Source organism: Chitinophaga sp. CF118 (assembly GCF_900112615.1).
Taxonomy (GTDB): Bacteria; Bacteroidota; Bacteroidia; order Chitinophagales; family Chitinophagaceae; genus Chitinophaga.
This window is the reverse complement of sequence record NZ_FOMK01000009.1, coordinates 217,624-232,714: the sequence shown is the minus strand read 5'-3', so window position 1 is coordinate 232,714 and position 15,091 is coordinate 217,624. Positions and strand designations below refer to the sequence as shown.

15 protein-coding genes are annotated in these 15,091 nt (G+C 42.2%); 8 read left to right on the top strand and 7 right to left on the bottom strand.

Going from position 1 to position 15,091, the window contains the following annotated elements; translation table 11 throughout:
* Position 1: 1 nt before the first annotated feature.
* Positions 2-676, bottom strand: coding sequence for a 3-hydroxyacyl-CoA dehydrogenase family protein (locus BM176_RS26355; protein WP_090107393.1), 675 nt, complete (start codon positions 674-676; stop codon positions 2-4).
* 131 nt (positions 677-807) lie between these two features.
* Here BM176_RS26355 and BM176_RS26350 point away from each other — a divergent pair, with 131 nt between their 5' ends.
* Positions 808-1,188: a RidA family protein gene (locus BM176_RS26350; protein ID WP_090107392.1), complete on the top strand. Its 381-nt coding sequence runs from the start codon at positions 808-810 to the stop codon at positions 1,186-1,188.
* A gap of 138 nt (positions 1,189-1,326) precedes the next feature.
* Here the strand turns inward: BM176_RS26350 and BM176_RS26345 are convergent, their stop codons facing one another.
* The 3 genes from BM176_RS26345 to BM176_RS26335 form a co-directional block, all read right to left on the bottom strand.
* Positions 1,327-2,877 (bottom strand): Rne/Rng family ribonuclease, encoded by a 1,551-nt coding sequence (locus BM176_RS26345; RefSeq protein WP_090107391.1) that lies wholly within the window; start codon positions 2,875-2,877, stop codon positions 1,327-1,329.
* 432 nt (positions 2,878-3,309) lie between these two features.
* Entirely contained in the window at positions 3,310-4,155 is an 846-nt protein-coding gene (locus BM176_RS26340; RefSeq protein ID WP_090107390.1) for a tetratricopeptide repeat protein, read from the bottom strand.
* A gap of 23 nt (positions 4,156-4,178) precedes the next feature.
* Positions 4,179-4,466 carry an HU family DNA-binding protein gene (locus tag BM176_RS26335; RefSeq protein ID WP_073084475.1) on the bottom strand — a complete coding sequence of 96 codons (288 nt, stop codon included), beginning with the start codon at positions 4,464-4,466 and terminating at the stop codon, positions 4,179-4,181.
* 644 nt (positions 4,467-5,110) lie between these two features.
* On the opposite strand from BM176_RS26335, the gene mutY reads away from it, so the two are divergent.
* From mutY to BM176_RS26300, 7 genes are all read left to right on the top strand, one after another.
* Positions 5,111-6,175, top strand: a complete 1,065-nt coding sequence (gene mutY, locus BM176_RS26330) for an A/G-specific adenine glycosylase (protein WP_090107389.1) — start codon at positions 5,111-5,113, stop codon at positions 6,173-6,175.
* 179 nt (positions 6,176-6,354) lie between these two features.
* Positions 6,355-6,810 (top strand): single-stranded DNA-binding protein, encoded by a 456-nt coding sequence (locus BM176_RS26325; protein WP_090107388.1) that lies wholly within the window; start codon positions 6,355-6,357, stop codon positions 6,808-6,810.
* 170 nt (positions 6,811-6,980) lie between these two features.
* A complete protein-coding gene (gene gldE / locus BM176_RS26320; protein ID WP_255373591.1) occupies positions 6,981-8,339 on the top strand; it encodes a gliding motility-associated protein GldE in 1,359 nt (452 codons plus the stop codon).
* 30 nt (positions 8,340-8,369) lie between these two features.
* Complete coding sequence (gene gldD / locus BM176_RS26315) at positions 8,370-8,990, top strand: gliding motility lipoprotein GldD (protein WP_143097937.1); 621 nt, start codon at positions 8,370-8,372, stop codon at positions 8,988-8,990.
* A gap of 124 nt (positions 8,991-9,114) precedes the next feature.
* A complete protein-coding gene (locus BM176_RS26310; protein WP_090107386.1) occupies positions 9,115-9,690 on the top strand; it encodes a DUF3109 family protein in 576 nt (191 codons plus the stop codon).
* 118 nt (positions 9,691-9,808) lie between these two features.
* Complete coding sequence (locus BM176_RS26305; protein WP_090107385.1) at positions 9,809-11,185, top strand: LutB/LldF family L-lactate oxidation iron-sulfur protein; 1,377 nt, start codon at positions 9,809-9,811, stop codon at positions 11,183-11,185.
* 47 nt (positions 11,186-11,232) lie between these two features.
* Positions 11,233-11,436 (top strand): YqaE/Pmp3 family membrane protein, encoded by a 204-nt coding sequence (locus BM176_RS26300; RefSeq protein WP_090107384.1) that lies wholly within the window; start codon positions 11,233-11,235, stop codon positions 11,434-11,436.
* Between the two features lie 119 nt (positions 11,437-11,555).
* Here BM176_RS26300 and BM176_RS26295 read toward each other — a convergent pair whose 3' ends face one another.
* The 3 genes from BM176_RS26295 to purH all read right to left on the bottom strand — a co-directional run bounded on the left by BM176_RS26295 (position 11,556) and on the right by purH (position 15,079).
* Entirely contained in the window at positions 11,556-12,920 is a 1,365-nt protein-coding gene (locus tag BM176_RS26295) for an energy transducer TonB (protein ID WP_090107383.1), read from the bottom strand.
* The gene (locus tag BM176_RS26290; protein WP_090107382.1) at positions 12,904-13,491 is read right to left on the bottom strand and encodes an RNA polymerase sigma factor; all 588 of its coding nucleotides are present in this window, start codon (positions 13,489-13,491) and stop codon (positions 12,904-12,906) included. The genes BM176_RS26295 and BM176_RS26290 overlap by 17 nt, the downstream gene beginning before the upstream one ends.
* A gap of 73 nt (positions 13,492-13,564) precedes the next feature.
* Positions 13,565-15,079 (bottom strand): bifunctional phosphoribosylaminoimidazolecarboxamide formyltransferase/IMP cyclohydrolase, encoded by a 1,515-nt coding sequence (purH, locus tag BM176_RS26285; RefSeq protein WP_090107381.1) that lies wholly within the window; start codon positions 15,077-15,079, stop codon positions 13,565-13,567.
* Between the last annotated feature and the right edge of the window lie 12 nt (positions 15,080-15,091).

Sequence of the window (15,091 nt, the reverse complement as noted above, 5' to 3'; positions counted from 1 at the left end):
TCTATTTTACATTTGATGTTTGTGCCTCCCTCGCCAGCAAAGGGCTAACTTTATATCTTTCATTTCCAGTAGCAGCTGATATTGCTGATAAAACCTCCGCCACATGTTTTACCCCTATCTTTTCGCACCATTCAAATGGCCCCAGCGGGTAGTTTGTTCCCAGTCGCATAGCCGTATTGATATCTGCTCTGGATGCGATCTCTTCTTCTGCGGCCATATATGCTTCATTGATAATCATGCACACCACGCGGGGAGTAACCATTCCCACACTATCCTTTACCACTTCAAACTGCCAGCCCAGCTGTCTCATTAGATCCTGAAGCAATGGTTGCTGTTCATCATCCATGAGCGAGACTTCTGTTACCGGCATCTCAATAAATCCTGGTAACCAGTTACATCCTACCAGGTTAAATCCCTGACTGAATGCATAGTTGTTCATAACTGCTGCAAGGGAAGTTTTTACAATACCTGCCAGTACCGGTATCTCCGGGAACTTTGCATATAAGGCTGCATGCTCAGGATGATCGTCAAAAATCAGATCTATCACCAGCTGATAAGATGCCAGTGATTCAACCCTCTCCAGCGTAGCCACCTGCTGTATCTGTTGCCCGTTAAAACCACCTTTCAGCAGCAGAGCATTATAACGTTGCGCATCTCCTACTATAAGGATCTTCATGTGCAAAATTTTCGCAAACCTATTAATTAATAACTAATAATGACGTATTAATCGTGAGCAATGATAATTAAATCATTAACAATGATGAATTAAAAATTCGCCGTAATCGATTCTTCCATAATTTTACAACTATGGATAAACAGATAATCAATACTTCAAATGCTCCCGCCCCTATCGGCCCTTACAGTCAGGCAGTAAAAGCAGGCAATATGTTGTTTGTTTCCGGACAGATAGCCCTTCATCCGGAAAGCAGCCAGCTTATGACGGAGGATATTACAACCGAAACACATCAGGTAATGCAAAATCTGAAGAACATCCTGGCGGCGGCCGCTATGGATTTTAACGATGTACTAAAGACAACCATCTTTATTACAGACATGAAGAATTTCTCACAGATCAATGAAGTGTATGGTAAATACTTCCTGGGATATTTTCCTGCCCGTGAAACTGTAGAAGTATCAGGGCTGCCCAAAGGTGTTAATGTGGAAATATCAGTGGTCGCATGTAAATAATAAATACATCCAATAAACCGGTAGCTTCTATGGAACAGGAGTTATTGGTTTAACATTTTTCCGGCATTCTAAAGGAAAAACGCTTAACGCTACATGCAATTGGCATGTAGCGTTAAGCGTTTTCTATTAAGCAGTAAATTATAATTTAATTTCTTCGTCGTTGGCGTCAAAAAAGCGGTACTCGGTAAGGTGGTAATTAGAATCTGCTTTTACCTTCACCCATTTCTTATACTGGAAATACCATTTCCATTGGCGGGAAGTAAGGAAACCTTTAGCAAGGAAAGCATAGAATACCGGATGTACCCTGATAGAGAGTCCTTTATGCTGATGATTTATCAGGTATTGGAGATTCTTTTCAACCTCGTCTATAATTAATACGGAGGCGCCTATCTTACCAGTGCCATGACATGTTGGGCAATCTTCTGCCACTGAAATAGTTACTTCCGGTTTAACACGCTGACGGGTTATCTGCATCAGTCCAAACTTAGAGATCGGCAGAATAGTATGCTTGGCTCTGTCCTGCGACATGAATTTCTCCATTGCTTCGTATACTACCTTTTTGTTCTCGGGCAATTTCATATCAATGAAGTCAATGATAATGATACCACCGAGATCGCGCAATCTTAGTTGTCGGGCTATTTCCCCTGCAGCTTCCAGATTAGAAGCCAGCGCATTCTGTTCCTGGTTGTTACTGGAGCTTTTATAGCCACTGTTCACGTCTATTACGTGCAGGGCTTCCGTAGCTTCTATGATCAGGTATACACCACTGTCGAGGTTCACTGTTTTACCAAATGACGCCTTCACCTGCCGGGTAATACCATAGTGATCAAAGATCGGAGCACCATTATGATAGTGATGAACGATGTCCTGTTTTTCCGGGGCTATCTTTCCGATATAGGCCCTGGTATCAGTGTACATGTTCTTATCATTGATGACTATACGGTTAAAGCTCTCATTCAGAAGATCTCTTAATATACTGGTGGTTTTGGCCTGTTCACTCAGGATCTTTTGCGGAGGGGTCCCCCCACGAAGATTTGACTGAATGTTTCTCCAGGTTTCTACCAATGTAGTCAGATCTTCATGCAACTCTGCTGTTTTCTTTCCTTCTGCGGCAGTGCGGACAATAACACCAAAATTGGGTGTTTTGATAGCTTCCACAATCTTCTGCAATCTTTTTCTTTCTTCGGAAGAGTGTATCTTTTTAGATACCGCTACAATGTCGTTAAAGGGTGTTAACACAATAAACCTTCCGGGTAATGAAATTTCGCAACTCAGACGTGGGCCTTTGGAAGAGATCGGTTCTTTCAGTATTTGCACAAGAATGTTGGGCTTTCCGCCTAACACATCAGTAATTTTGCCGGTTTTTACAATTTCCGGCTCATTCTTAAATTTTGTAAAATCAAACCCTTCTGGGGTTTTGTCGGTGATTGCCTGCTGTGTAAATTTAAGTATGGATCGGATGTAAGGGCTTAGATCTGTATAATGCAAAAAAGCATCCTTTTCAAAGCCAACATCCACAAACGCTGCATTGAGACCTGGAATGAGTTTTTTAACTCTCCCCAGGTATAGATCCCCGACTGAGAAATTGGGATTACCACTTTCGTGGTGTAATTCAACCAACTTCTTGTCTTCCAGCAACGCTATTTCCACACCAGTAGGTGCCGCATTTATAATAAGTTCCTTGTTCAAGCGTCCAATATTTTAACCATTATAACTTCACCTTAGTGTTATGCACGACTATTAAATAACAGCTTACTGCATACCAGATTACAACTAACGAAATGTTAGTATACGTGATGATGGATTGCTTAAGGGTTTAGCGATCTGCAGGTAATATCCGGAATACTAAGCGGGATTTGTGGAAAAACCTGCATGACTTCAGCAATTTAAGAATAATCGCTAAAATCATGCAGGATATATAAAAAAATTTATCCGATCACCGCGCCGTAAATAAAACCTGGTTAGTATAAATGGCGGGAAACAGAAGAAAACTATTTTTTACCTTTCTTATGCCGGTTCTTTCTCAAGCGCTTTTTACGTTTATGAGTGGCAATCTTATGTCTTTTTCTTTTCTTACCGCAAGGCATACGCTAAAACGTTTTAAAGTTTAAAAATGAAATATTATCTAATGCTTTTAATATAGTTGTCGATTTCCGCTTTTAGCGATGGATCCTTGAGTAGCTTTTTACATTGCTCAAATAATTCAACCGCTTTCTTGACATCACCTTTGCTGCGGTAAGCCTCTGCCATGACAAATATAGCTTTAGCTTCGTCAGGATGTTTCTGTAGAAACGTTTCCATCCTTTCGATAGCCTTGTCGTTCTGGCCAGATTGAATAGCCAAATTTGCCAAAGTTAACTGAGCTTCAACATTATCAGGATTGGTTGCCACTACCTCCTTGAGTTTTGCCACACCCGTCATAGGCTCGCCGGTATTCATATACAGCAGCGCCTGTTTTATTTTCAGGGAATCATTACCGGGACTAAGCTGAAGGGCCTGATCGAGTAAGGTAATAGCCTGCAAGCTTTCCCATTTCGATACAGCAGGATCCTGTGCGTGTTCCAGGTGTTCTAAAAATAAATTGGCTGCAAAGGTGAGACTTTTTTCGGAATTTTCCAACTTGGCTGCTTCGCCAAGATAATAAGCAGCAATGGGTAATTGATTCAGGCTATCCCAGGTAGCATACAATTCTTTATAAGCGGCTATTTGCTGATTCTTAACATCACCTCTCACAACCTTGTTTTCCAAAGTTGTGATAGAGAGCAATTTTGATGCGGGTACTTTTTGCTTGGCTGCTGCCAGCAATTCGTTGAAGGCAATAGGTTGTCCCTCCTGACCACCACTATGCATGTGTGTGTCAGTTGGCATCGCTTTTTTGTCCGAATGTGGTATGGTGCGGCCGAAGGCTACCAATACTATAAGTAATGCCGCAGCGGCACCAACCAGGAGAACTTGTTTTTTTTGCACGCCTTTAAGATTAGGCTGCGAAATTAAGAACTTTTAAGCTTCTTTACTTCTGCAACGAATTCTTTTGACGGCTTAAAGGCCGGAATAAAGTGCTCTGGAATTTCAACTGCAACATTTTTCTTTATGTTACGGCCGATCTTCGCAGCCCTTTTCTTGGTAATAAAGCTACCGAATCCCCTTATATAGATATGCTCGCCATTAGCCAACGCTTCTTTGACCTCCTTAAACATGGCCTCTAGTGTTACTAACACATCTACTTTAGGTATGCCGGTTTTTTCAGCAATATTGTTAATTAAGTCAGCTTTTCTCATAATTGAAGCGAAGGATTACTTGTCCCAAAATTATCTATTTTTTTTTAATTGCTGAATTTTAAGCAAATAAATTTTATCTTTTTTTCTTATACCTTACTTTTTCTTAATATTTCCGGATGCAAGTCATTAACTATTAACTACTAGGCAAAATGTTGGACAATTGGGACGAAGGAATAATTTCATTACTATTGACCAGTACATGTTCACTTTTATAGGTATGACATACAAATTTTCACTAAACCACTCATTAACGAATATACAAAAAATAATATTCATTTCACCTTTTTTTTCTGCACTTAAGGACCAAATATGTGTCCTAAATAGCTGAAATCAATACTCAAATGCTACATTTATATAACGCATATCTTAACATATTCGTCTATTTCCCAATAAGTTCTGTTATAAAACTATTCGTTTCAGTATCCCGGACAGTACCAGAAAAGGCTCTAAATAGTATAATCCAGGGTTATTCTCCAGGACAGAAATCGATGTCATCAAACACAATCTACCTTCCTGGCCCTTGAAAAAATTTCATAAAATCTTACCTCTAAGGTCATTAGTTGTCCCTTTTATCCCTATCCACCCATTATATTTGTAATAAAATTCCAAGTCGCTTCCACACAGGAGCGTCCCGTTTATAACTAATGAAGCAATTCTTTCCCCCGGCCCTCCTCCAATGGAACAGCAATGATAATTCACGCTCCATGCCCTGGAAAGGTGAGAAGGATCCCTACCGGATATGGCTGTCTGAAATTATCCTGCAACAAACCCGTGTAGAACAGGGATGGGCATATTATGAGAACTTCATCCAGGCCTATCCCACCGTTCAGGATCTGGCTGCTGCTCCGGAAGAAGCCGTTTTCCGTCTCTGGCAGGGACTGGGATATTATGCCCGTTGTAAAAATATGCTGGCTGCTGCCAGACAGATTGTGGAACAGTTCCACGGTCATTTTCCCAATACATACGAATCCATACAATCTCTCAAGGGGGTAGGTCCATACACTGCGGCAGCTATTGCTTCTTTTGCCTTTAATCTGCCACATGCAGTATTAGATGGGAATGTATTCCGCGTATTATCCAGGTTTTTTGATATTGATACCCCGATTGATAGTACTGCCGGCAAAAAACAATTCACAACACTTGCACAGGAATTGCTACCACATGCTCAGTCGGCAGTCTATAACCAGAGCATCATGGACTTCGGGGCAGTGATCTGTAAGCCCCAGCAGCCTGCCTGTAACATTTGTCCGCTGGCCAAAAAATGTAAAGCTCTGCAACTTAACCTTACTACCCTCTTACCGGTAAAATCAAAAAAACTGGTGGTAAAAAAAAGATACTTTAACTACCTGGTGCTACAATACAAAGACAAACTCTATATTCGCAAACGTATAGAAAACGACATCTGGCAGAACCTGCACGAATTCATATTAGTAGAAACACAACAACCAGCAGATATTTCCACGTTACGGACAATGCCCGTCTTTAAAAATACATTGGGTGATATGCGTTACAACATAGAAGGCATGTCTGCTGCATTCAAGCAGCAGCTTACACATCAGAAAATTTATAGTCAGTTCATTTATCTGTCAGTATCAAAACAACCGGAAATGCCCGGCTACATTGCAGTTCCACGTAAACAACTGGATGATTTCGCCTTTCCGAAAACCATTACAGATTTTCTTAAAAGCGGAGAGTTAAGCCTGTTTTGATCTAATAATTCCGGGCGGGATAATTGCTCTTAACTTGCTGCGGCAAGGTATTTGAAGCTAAAAGTATGCCTTAAAATTTTCCCTGTCGATTGGAAAAAAATATTAACTTTAAGAAGGTTGTTTTATTTAAGAAGAATATATTTTCAATAGTTTAAATCAATAGATTAAAACCTGCAACAATGAGAGGTGTTAATAAAGTAATCCTGATTGGCAACTTGGGTAGAGATCCGGATGTACAATTTTTAGAAGGTAATATTGCAGTAGCTAAGTTTTCGCTTGCTACTACAGAAACATTTAAGGACAGGGCCGGTAAACTGATATCCCAAACAGAATGGCATACCGTTGTATTATGGCGCGGACTCGCAGAACTGGCACAGAAATACCTGCACAAAGGTAGCCTTGTATACATTGAAGGCCGCTTACGTACCCGTAGCTGGGAAGATAAGGAAGGAAATAAAAAATTTGCTACAGAAGTTGTAGGTGATAATTTAGTTATGTTGGACAAACGGATGGATCTCAACAATACTGAAAGCGCTATCCATCATAGTAATACAGGTAGCTCTACAGGAGATAACTTCCCCAACATGGAAATCCCACCCCAAATGAACGACGCTGCGGACGATCTGCCCTTTTAACTATTCAAATAAAAATATTAATTCTTTTTAATTGATAATCCCGTAATGGGACATTACTTATATTTGCATATAGGGAAAGCGATTCAATTTAATACCTGAATTTCTTTCCCATTTTTTTGGAACCTGCTTTGTAGTGTAAAGTCTCAGGTTTAATATTTATCACGTCAAAGTTGAACAATTTGGACACCTATCCGGCAAGCATTCTATTCGGTAAGCTTACCACATTACAAGCAGCAGTACCAATTGCCACCCCTAATGTGGTGATTTACCTCCTTGTAATATTTATATTGTTATTACTTGCCTTCATCGTATCTGGCGCAGAAGTAGCCTTCTTCTCGCTGAACTATAAAGATTTAAATGCCCTTAAAACGAGGCAGAACACCAGCGGCAAGCTGATTACGAAACTACTGGAAAAGCCACGGTCCCTCCTGGCATCCCTCCAGATAGCCGGCATTCTCCTTTCCCTGGCTTTTATCCTGGTTACCAACTACCTCATTACCCAAATGGAAGACCTTCAAACCCTGCCGGTCGTATCATTTGTAGTGCGGATTGCAATCATTACTTTCGTCCTCCTCTTCTTCGGCCAGGTACTTCCCCGTGTATGGGCTGCCCAGAATAATATCCGCTTCGCTACCTACTTCGCCTGGTTTGTCAGCATTATACATGCTACCCTGGAACCGGTAAGCGACTTCTATGTAAGCGTAAGCGAAAGCATTGAGGCGAAATTCTTCCACAGAGGCAGCGGCGCAGTGAACTACCAGGAAATAGATGAAGCCATCGAAATGAGTGTAGACCCTACCGCCTCCCAGGAAGAGAAAAACATACTCAAAGGAATCCTCAAATTTGGTAATATCACCGTAAAACAGATCATGCATACCCGTCTGGATGTGTCTGGTATTGAATATGATGATCCCTTCCCCTCCGTTGTAAAACATGTGGCAGATCTGCATTATTCCCGTTTACCGGTATATAAAGGCAATCTTGACAATATTGTAGGGGTAATCCATACAAAAGACCTCCTGCCCCACCTCGATAAAGGAACTGCATTTGATTGGCATACCGTTATGCGGCAACCATTCTTCGTGCATGGTCATAAACTGATTGAAGATCTCCTCTCCGAATTTCAGACAAGACGAATGCACTTTGCTGTAGTAGTGGACGAGTTTGGTGGCACTTCCGGGATCGTGACCCTGGAAGACATCGTAGAGGAAGTGATAGGTGATATCAAAGATGAGTTTGATGAAGAAGAGTTCAATTACAGCAAGGTGGACAACTTTACCTACGTATTTGAAGGTAAAACCATGCTCAATGACGTTTGCCGAATCATGAACATCCCTCCGGATACTTTTGAAGTAATAAAAGGAGAGAGTGATTCCATCGGCGGCCTGATCCTGGAACTCGCAGGGAAATTCCCAGAAGAGAATAGCGTGATCAGCCACGAGCAATATGACTTTACCGTACTGGAAGTAAGTAAAATGCGTATCCAGAAAGTACAGATAAGCATCCGCCAAAATGCAGAAGAAGAATAAAACAGCAGTGACCATAACAACCAGCTTGTGATGATATCTAAAAGGAACAAGATCTACCTTATACTACCTGCTTATAGCTGGTTATTTACACTATTATTATTCATAACTGCCTGTGAACAAACATATACGCCTAAACCACGTGGATATTTTGAGATAAAATTTCCCAAAAGAGAATACCGGCTTTTTGATAAACCGGGATATCCTTACACATTCGAATATCCCGTTTACGCAAATATTGTAAAAGATAGCCTGTTCTTTGGCCAGAAAACTGAAAATCCGTACTGGATCAATGTAGAGTTCCCTTCCCTCAACGGTAAAATCTACATGAGCTATAAAGAAATAGGCAAATCACAGAATGACTTTCAGCAACTAATCAATGATGCATTCAAAATGACCTATAAACACACTTATAAGGCTGAATACATTGATGAAAAAACAATTGCTACCCCTAACAATGTAAATGGTCTTTTTTACGAAGTAGGGGGTAATGCTGCCTCTGCCAAACAATTCTTCGTGACAGATTCTGTCCGTCATTTCCTTCGAGGCGCACTCTATTTTGATGCTGCACCCAATGCAGATTCTCTTGCGCCTGTAAACCAGTTCCTTCAACAGGATATGCTACACCTGGTGGAGACCCTAAAGTGGAGATAATAAATAGTTTATGGGTAACGGCATTCTCTGCATTAAACATACAACATGTTGTTTATGCAAACCAGCTGGATTGTTGTAATTTCGCGGGTATTAGAACACGTGTAAGTATTGATGCTAACTAACAATGATCATAATAGACGATAAATATATCAGCGATGAAGTGATTGAGGAACAATTCGTTTGCAATCTGGGTGCCTGTAAAGGGGCATGCTGTGTTGCCGGGGATTGTGGTGCACCGCTGGAAAAAGATGAAGTAAAGATCCTCAAAAAAATCTACCCTAAAATAGCTTCATACCTGCGGCCAGAGGGTATTGCAGAAATAGAAAAAACAGGTACCAATACCATAGATGACGAATATGGGTATGTTACTCCCATTGTAAACAAGGGAATCTGTGCCTATGCAACCATAGATGATTATGGTACGGTGGGATGTGGCATAGAGAAGGCATATAATGATGGCATAGTGGATTTCAAAAAACCAGTGTCCTGCCATCTGTATCCTATCCGGGTAACGAAATACGAAGCTTTTGAAGCGGTAAATTATGACCGCTGGGACATATGCAAACCTGCCTGTAAAAACGGTAAATCATTACGTGTACCGGTATACCGTTTCCTGCGCGATGCGATTATCCGCAAATACGGAAAGGAATTTTACGAGGTATTGGATAAAATAGCATTAAAGAAGTACAAAGCAGAGTAGACAAACGAGCTCATCCTATCCTTTCAATTCCCTATCTTTACCAACAGTTGTTAAGCAAAGCCCAAATACCGTAAAGCGGTACGGCTTTTGTAATTCGGAACTACGAATTCAATAACGTATGCATCAGAACGCGTCCACTTTTTTGGCAGATAGCGAAAAGAAAGTGGCCGACCTCGGCCACCGACAGACCATCAATCATAATATTGGTAAATATAACACGGCTGTTAAAGCCGGTAAACACCAGTTTGCCGACCTTACAACAGCGCGTGAACGGGCCAAGAATATCAAGTGGAGAGCACTGGAGCACCTTGATAAACATCTGGAAGATTTTGAATCCAACTTTACACGCCGGGGCGGGAAAGTGATTTGGGCAGAGAATGCACAGCAGGTTCTGGACGAAATCCTGGCCATCTGTGAAGCGAAACAATGTAAAAGCATTGTGAAAAGTAAATCTATGGCCACCGAAGAGGTTCATCTGAACAGCTTCCTGGCAAAACATGGGATAGAATGTGTGGAAACGGACCTGGGAGAATATATCCAACAGCTGGACGGGGAACCGCCTTACCACATCGTTACACCAGCCATGCATAAAAGTAAGGAAGATGTAGCCCGCCTGTTTGAAGAAAAGCTGGGCACAGCACCAAACCTTACTCCCCAGGAGCTTACACTGGTAGCCCGCGAAAAATTACGCCAGAAATACCTGGATGCAGAGATAGGCATCACCGGTGCCAACTTCATCCTGGCAGATATCGGGGCCGTTGCTGTTACTGAAAATGAAGGGAATGCACGATTGAGCACAGCCTTCCCCAAAACACATATCGTACTGGTAGGCATAGAAAAGATGTTACCATCCATCAATGACCTGGCACTTTTCTGGCCGCTTCTGGCTACTTATGGTACCGGACAGCAGGTAACCGTCTACAATTCTATTTTCAGCGGTCCACGGCAGGAAGGCGAAACGGATGGTCCGGAAGAAATGTATGTGATCCTGATGGATAATGGACGTACCAACATTTTAAAAGATACGGAAATGCGGGAAAGCTTGTACTGCATCCGTTGTGGTGCCTGCCTCAATGCATGCCCCGTATATAAAAATATAGGAGGCCATACCTATGGTACTACCTACAGCGGACCTATTGGTTCCGTCATTACTCCACACTTAAAAGGGATGGAAGAAAATATGCATCTCAGCTATGCCTCTTCCCTTTGTGGTAACTGTACCGAAGTGTGCCCGGTACGCATCAATATTCATGAACTGCTGCTGAACAACCGGCATAAAGCGGTGGAGGATAACCTGACTTCAGGTGGAGAAAAAATGTCCTGGTTTGGCTGGAAACAAGCTAGCCTAAGCCGCCGTATGATGAACCTTGTAGGCGGTAATACCAAGAATTTCTTTATGAAGAAGTTTTTTGCAGGTGCCTGGGGGGATAACAGGGAATTACCTGTTTTTGCACCTAAATCCTTTAATCAGCTATGGAAAGAGCGAAAAAAATAGTATCTTATTTTTACAACTCTTACTATTAATTCTTAAACCGTTATGCTATGATGCTGATAGCAATCCTTTTACCCTGGCTATCTTTCTTTCTAAGAGGTAAACTTTTAACAGGTATCGTTTGCCTGCTTTTGCAGATTACATTAATTGGGTGGCTCCCTGCCGCAATATGGGCTGCGTTTTCACTGAATGACAGTCGTGAAAACAGACGGAATAGAAAACTGATAAGGGCTATAAAACAAAATAGAGTATAATAGTCGCCCAAAAAAGAAAATCAACATCATAAGGTTGAAAAACAAAGCAGCGTATAATACTTTGAGCAATCACAGAGCATTATAGTCTGGGTTGCCAACTATAAAGTAGCATATAATACTCAGGGGGCAAAAGGAACATCTACCTGCACACGCGTAGATTTACCATCAGATGCGGGAATCCAGGCCGGCCCCTCTTTAATTACACGGATAGCCTCTGTATCGCAATCTGGCTGCAGCTTCCGGAGCACTCTAAAATTTTCCAGCCTACCATCTGCTTTTACCGTAAAAGCAACGCGGACTTTTCCAGTTATATTTTGTGCTGATGAAGGATACCGGACATTCTTTGCGATGTATTTTTCATAGCTCTCAAATCCTTCTCCGGGAGACGGTACCTGATAGGCTGCTTTTTTACGCCTGCTCTTTTCACTATCCATCTCCTGCATCTCCTGCCTGTGAATGTCCTTAGAAGTTATAGTAGCCTGAGCACTGGTTACAACGCTCTTCTTTTGGACTCCGTAGCCAACTACAGTCACTTCATTCAAACTATTATTCTGTTGGGCAATAGCAATATTGAGATTGTTCTCTTCATTTCCAATTGCCAGTTTCTTACTCATAAAGCCGACGGCATTTACACTTAACTGTACCTTTTCAGTACTGTCCACAGAAACAGCAAAATTTCCATCCTTGTCTGTAATCGCCCCCTTGCTGGTGCCAATAACCGCAACAGTAGCACCCGGCATACCAGAGTTATCATTCTCACTAATCACCCTTCCCCTAAGCATTCTCGTCCTGGCGGGTGCTAAAGCCGGGGCCGGAGCTGTGGGCTGGCGGCTTATATTAACACCAGCAACCTTACCACTAAGGACTGAAGGTGCTGCTTCCACTTCTTTCGCCACTTCCATATCTTTTGCGGGAGCCGCGGGCTCTCCCTGTATATTAGCATACCAACCCTGAGTAGTGGTATCACTTTGCAGCATTGCCTTCTTCTTTGCCATGACAGGTTCGGCAGGAGGAGTAGCTGATAATGGTTTAGGGACATCTGAAGCTCCTATACCCGGCTTTTTATCTGTCAGGTTGGCTGAAGCTTGCCCACTTTCATTCATAATTGCAGCAGGTGCTGTGGTATCCTGTGGAACTATCACTTTTGCCATTTCATGCTTTTCCGGCAACTGCCACATCTTTATTACACCTATGCCTGCCAGCAACAGAACTATTGCAGCGGCAGTCCAGCGATAATATACCGGCAGTTTCCGCATCTGTTTACGTGCTACCCTTTGTTCCAGGCGGTTGTTAAGATCCTCCAGGTTGGTTTGCTGATCAGGTGCATAGGCGGCCAACCCATCCAGCGCTTCGGCAAGAAATGGATCATCCAGCGCCTGCTTCTCCAGCAGGTGCATAGCTTTGTCATCCAGCTCGCCGGCCAGGTAACGGCGGATCAGTTCAGGATCCACCCCGTGTTTAATATCGTTATGCTTGTGAGGCATGTTGTTGTTCCATACAAATTTTCAGGTTCCGCTTTCCGTTTTGAATATAGCTTTTTACCTTATTCATATCGTACCCTGTCATATCAGCAACTTCCCGGTAACTCTTTTCCTTCAGATAAAATAGGTCTACACTCCGCTTTTGTTCTTCCGGCAGCGTTTCCAGGCACTTCTCCATATCCTGTAAATGAGCTTCTACGCTCATTCCATTTTCATGATGTACAAATGAATCGTTTTCCATAACAGGCAATCCATCCAGGGAGATTTCCCTGCCCTCCCTGTTTTTCAGTGACCGCAACCTCATCAGGCAATAGTTACGGGTAAGTACATGCAACCAGCTTTTAAAGTTCTGTACTTCATGCTGTTTCAGTTTCACAATCAGTTCTTCAAAAATCTGCATCACGGCATCCTTACTTGCTTCTTCATCAAAAAAACGCAGACACACCCCATATACCAGGTTCATATAGCGCTGATACAGCGCTGCCAGATAGTCCAGCTTGCCGGAGCGTTTATACTCCTGCATCAAAGCTGCATCATCTGCATCCTTCATGATATTGTGATGTAAAAAAGCCATAGTTGCAGCCTGCAAGTTATAAAAAAAGCACCGGCCAATGACCGATGCTCTCAATATTATAGTTTGTTAAATACTAATGTCTGAAATGACGCATACCTGTCATTACCATTACCATATTATTCTGTTTGCAGAATTCAACAGAGTCATTATCACGGACAGAACCTCCTGGCTGAATCACGGCTACGATTCCTTCTTCATGTGCAATACGTACACAGTCGTCAAATGGGAAGAATGCATCTGAAGCCATGGCAGCACCTTTAAGATCAAAATTAAATTGGTTGGCTTTTTCAATGGCATGACGCAAAGCATCTATACGGGATGTTTGTCCACAACCTTTGCCTATCAGCTGCCTGTCTTTTACCAGAGCAATTGCATTTGATTTTAAGTGTTTACATACCAGGTTTGCAAATTCAAGATCCGCTTTTTCATTAACAGTTGCCGGTCTTGCCCCTGTATCATTCCACTCTTTAAAGCTGCCTTTATCGGCTTCCTGTATCAGCACACCGTTCAACACATTCTTATAAACATAAGAGGCTTTAACCGGTTGTAACTGCTGTAACAGAATCCTGTTCTTTTTAGCTTGTAATACAGTAAGGGCATCTGGCTCAAAACCAGGTGCTATAAGGATTTCAAAGAATATTTCACTGATAGATTCTGCTGTAGTCTTGTCTACTACCGCATTACAAACCAGTACGCCCCCGAAAGCACTCTCTTTATCCCCTGCCAGTGCGGCATCCCAGGCTTCTTTCAGTGTAGCACGACTGGCAATACCACATACGTTAGTATGTTTAATCACCGCAAATGTAGTATCAGTAAACTCCTGGATCAGCTGGCAGGCAGCATCAACATCCACGAGATTATTATAAGACAATTCCTTGCCATGTAGTTTGTTGAATATTTCAGACAGATCTCCGTAGAATACACCTTTCTGATGAGGGTTTTCTCCATAACGCATTACCTGTCCTTCCGGGGCAGATACCTGGAAGTAGGCAGAAGGTTCGTTATGCAGGAAGTACTGAGCAATCGCTACATCATAATGAGCGCACACTTCAAATGCTTTTGCAGCAAATGATCTGCGATCTTCGATAGTGGTAGCACCGTTATTATCAACCAGCACTTTTTCCAGATCTGCATATTGATCTTTAGAGGCTACAATCACTACATCTTTGTAGTTCTTGCCAGCGGCTCTGATCAGTGATACACCACCAATGTCGATCTTCTCAATAATAGTCTGTTCTTCTGTAGTACTCTTTACTGTTTCCTCAAACGGATACAGGTCAACGATTACCAGGTCCAGCTCAGGAATCTCGTACTGCTTCAGCTGTTCAAGGTCCTGTGCATTTTCACGGCGGGCCAGTATGCCACCAAATACTTTAGGGTGTAATGTTTTTACACGGCCACCCAGAATAGAAGGATACGCGGTCAGTTCTTCCACAGCCACACACTTTACGCCCAACTCTTCAATAAACTTTTGTGTACCACCCGTTGAATAAATGGTTACGCCCTGCTCACCTAATTTTCTAACGATGTTCTCCAGATTATCTTTATAGAAAACGGAGATCAATGCTGATTTGATTTGCTTTTGCATGTATGGAAAAAA

What these genes read in the sequence shown, in the direction of transcription:
- BM176_RS26355 (WP_090107393.1), bottom strand. Translation starts at nt 676, where the DNA reads ATGAAGATCCTTATAGTAGGAGATGCGCAACGTTATAATGCTCTGCTG.
- BM176_RS26350 (WP_090107392.1), top strand. Translation starts at nt 808, where the DNA reads ATGGATAAACAGATAATCAATACTTCAAATGCTCCCGCCCCTATCGGC.
- BM176_RS26335 (WP_073084475.1), bottom strand. Translation starts at nt 4,466, where the DNA reads ATGAGAAAAGCTGACTTAATTAACAATATTGCTGAAAAAACCGGCATA.
- mutY (WP_090107389.1), top strand. Translation starts at nt 5,111, where the DNA reads ATGAAGCAATTCTTTCCCCCGGCCCTCCTCCAATGGAACAGCAATGAT.
- BM176_RS26325 (WP_090107388.1), top strand. Translation starts at nt 6,355, where the DNA reads ATGAGAGGTGTTAATAAAGTAATCCTGATTGGCAACTTGGGTAGAGAT.
- gldD (WP_143097937.1), top strand. Translation starts at nt 8,370, where the DNA reads ATGATATCTAAAAGGAACAAGATCTACCTTATACTACCTGCTTATAGC.
- BM176_RS26310 (WP_090107386.1), top strand. Translation starts at nt 9,115, where the DNA reads ATGATCATAATAGACGATAAATATATCAGCGATGAAGTGATTGAGGAA.
- BM176_RS26305 (WP_090107385.1), top strand. Translation starts at nt 9,809, where the DNA reads ATGCATCAGAACGCGTCCACTTTTTTGGCAGATAGCGAAAAGAAAGTG.
- BM176_RS26300 (WP_090107384.1), top strand. Translation starts at nt 11,233, where the DNA reads ATGATGCTGATAGCAATCCTTTTACCCTGGCTATCTTTCTTTCTAAGA.
- BM176_RS26295 (WP_090107383.1), bottom strand. Translation starts at nt 12,920, where the DNA reads ATGCCTCACAAGCATAACGATATTAAACACGGGGTGGATCCTGAACTG.
- BM176_RS26290 (WP_090107382.1), bottom strand. Translation starts at nt 13,491, where the DNA reads ATGGCTTTTTTACATCACAATATCATGAAGGATGCAGATGATGCAGCT.
- purH (WP_090107381.1), bottom strand. Translation starts at nt 15,079, where the DNA reads ATGCAAAAGCAAATCAAATCAGCATTGATCTCCGTTTTCTATAAAGAT.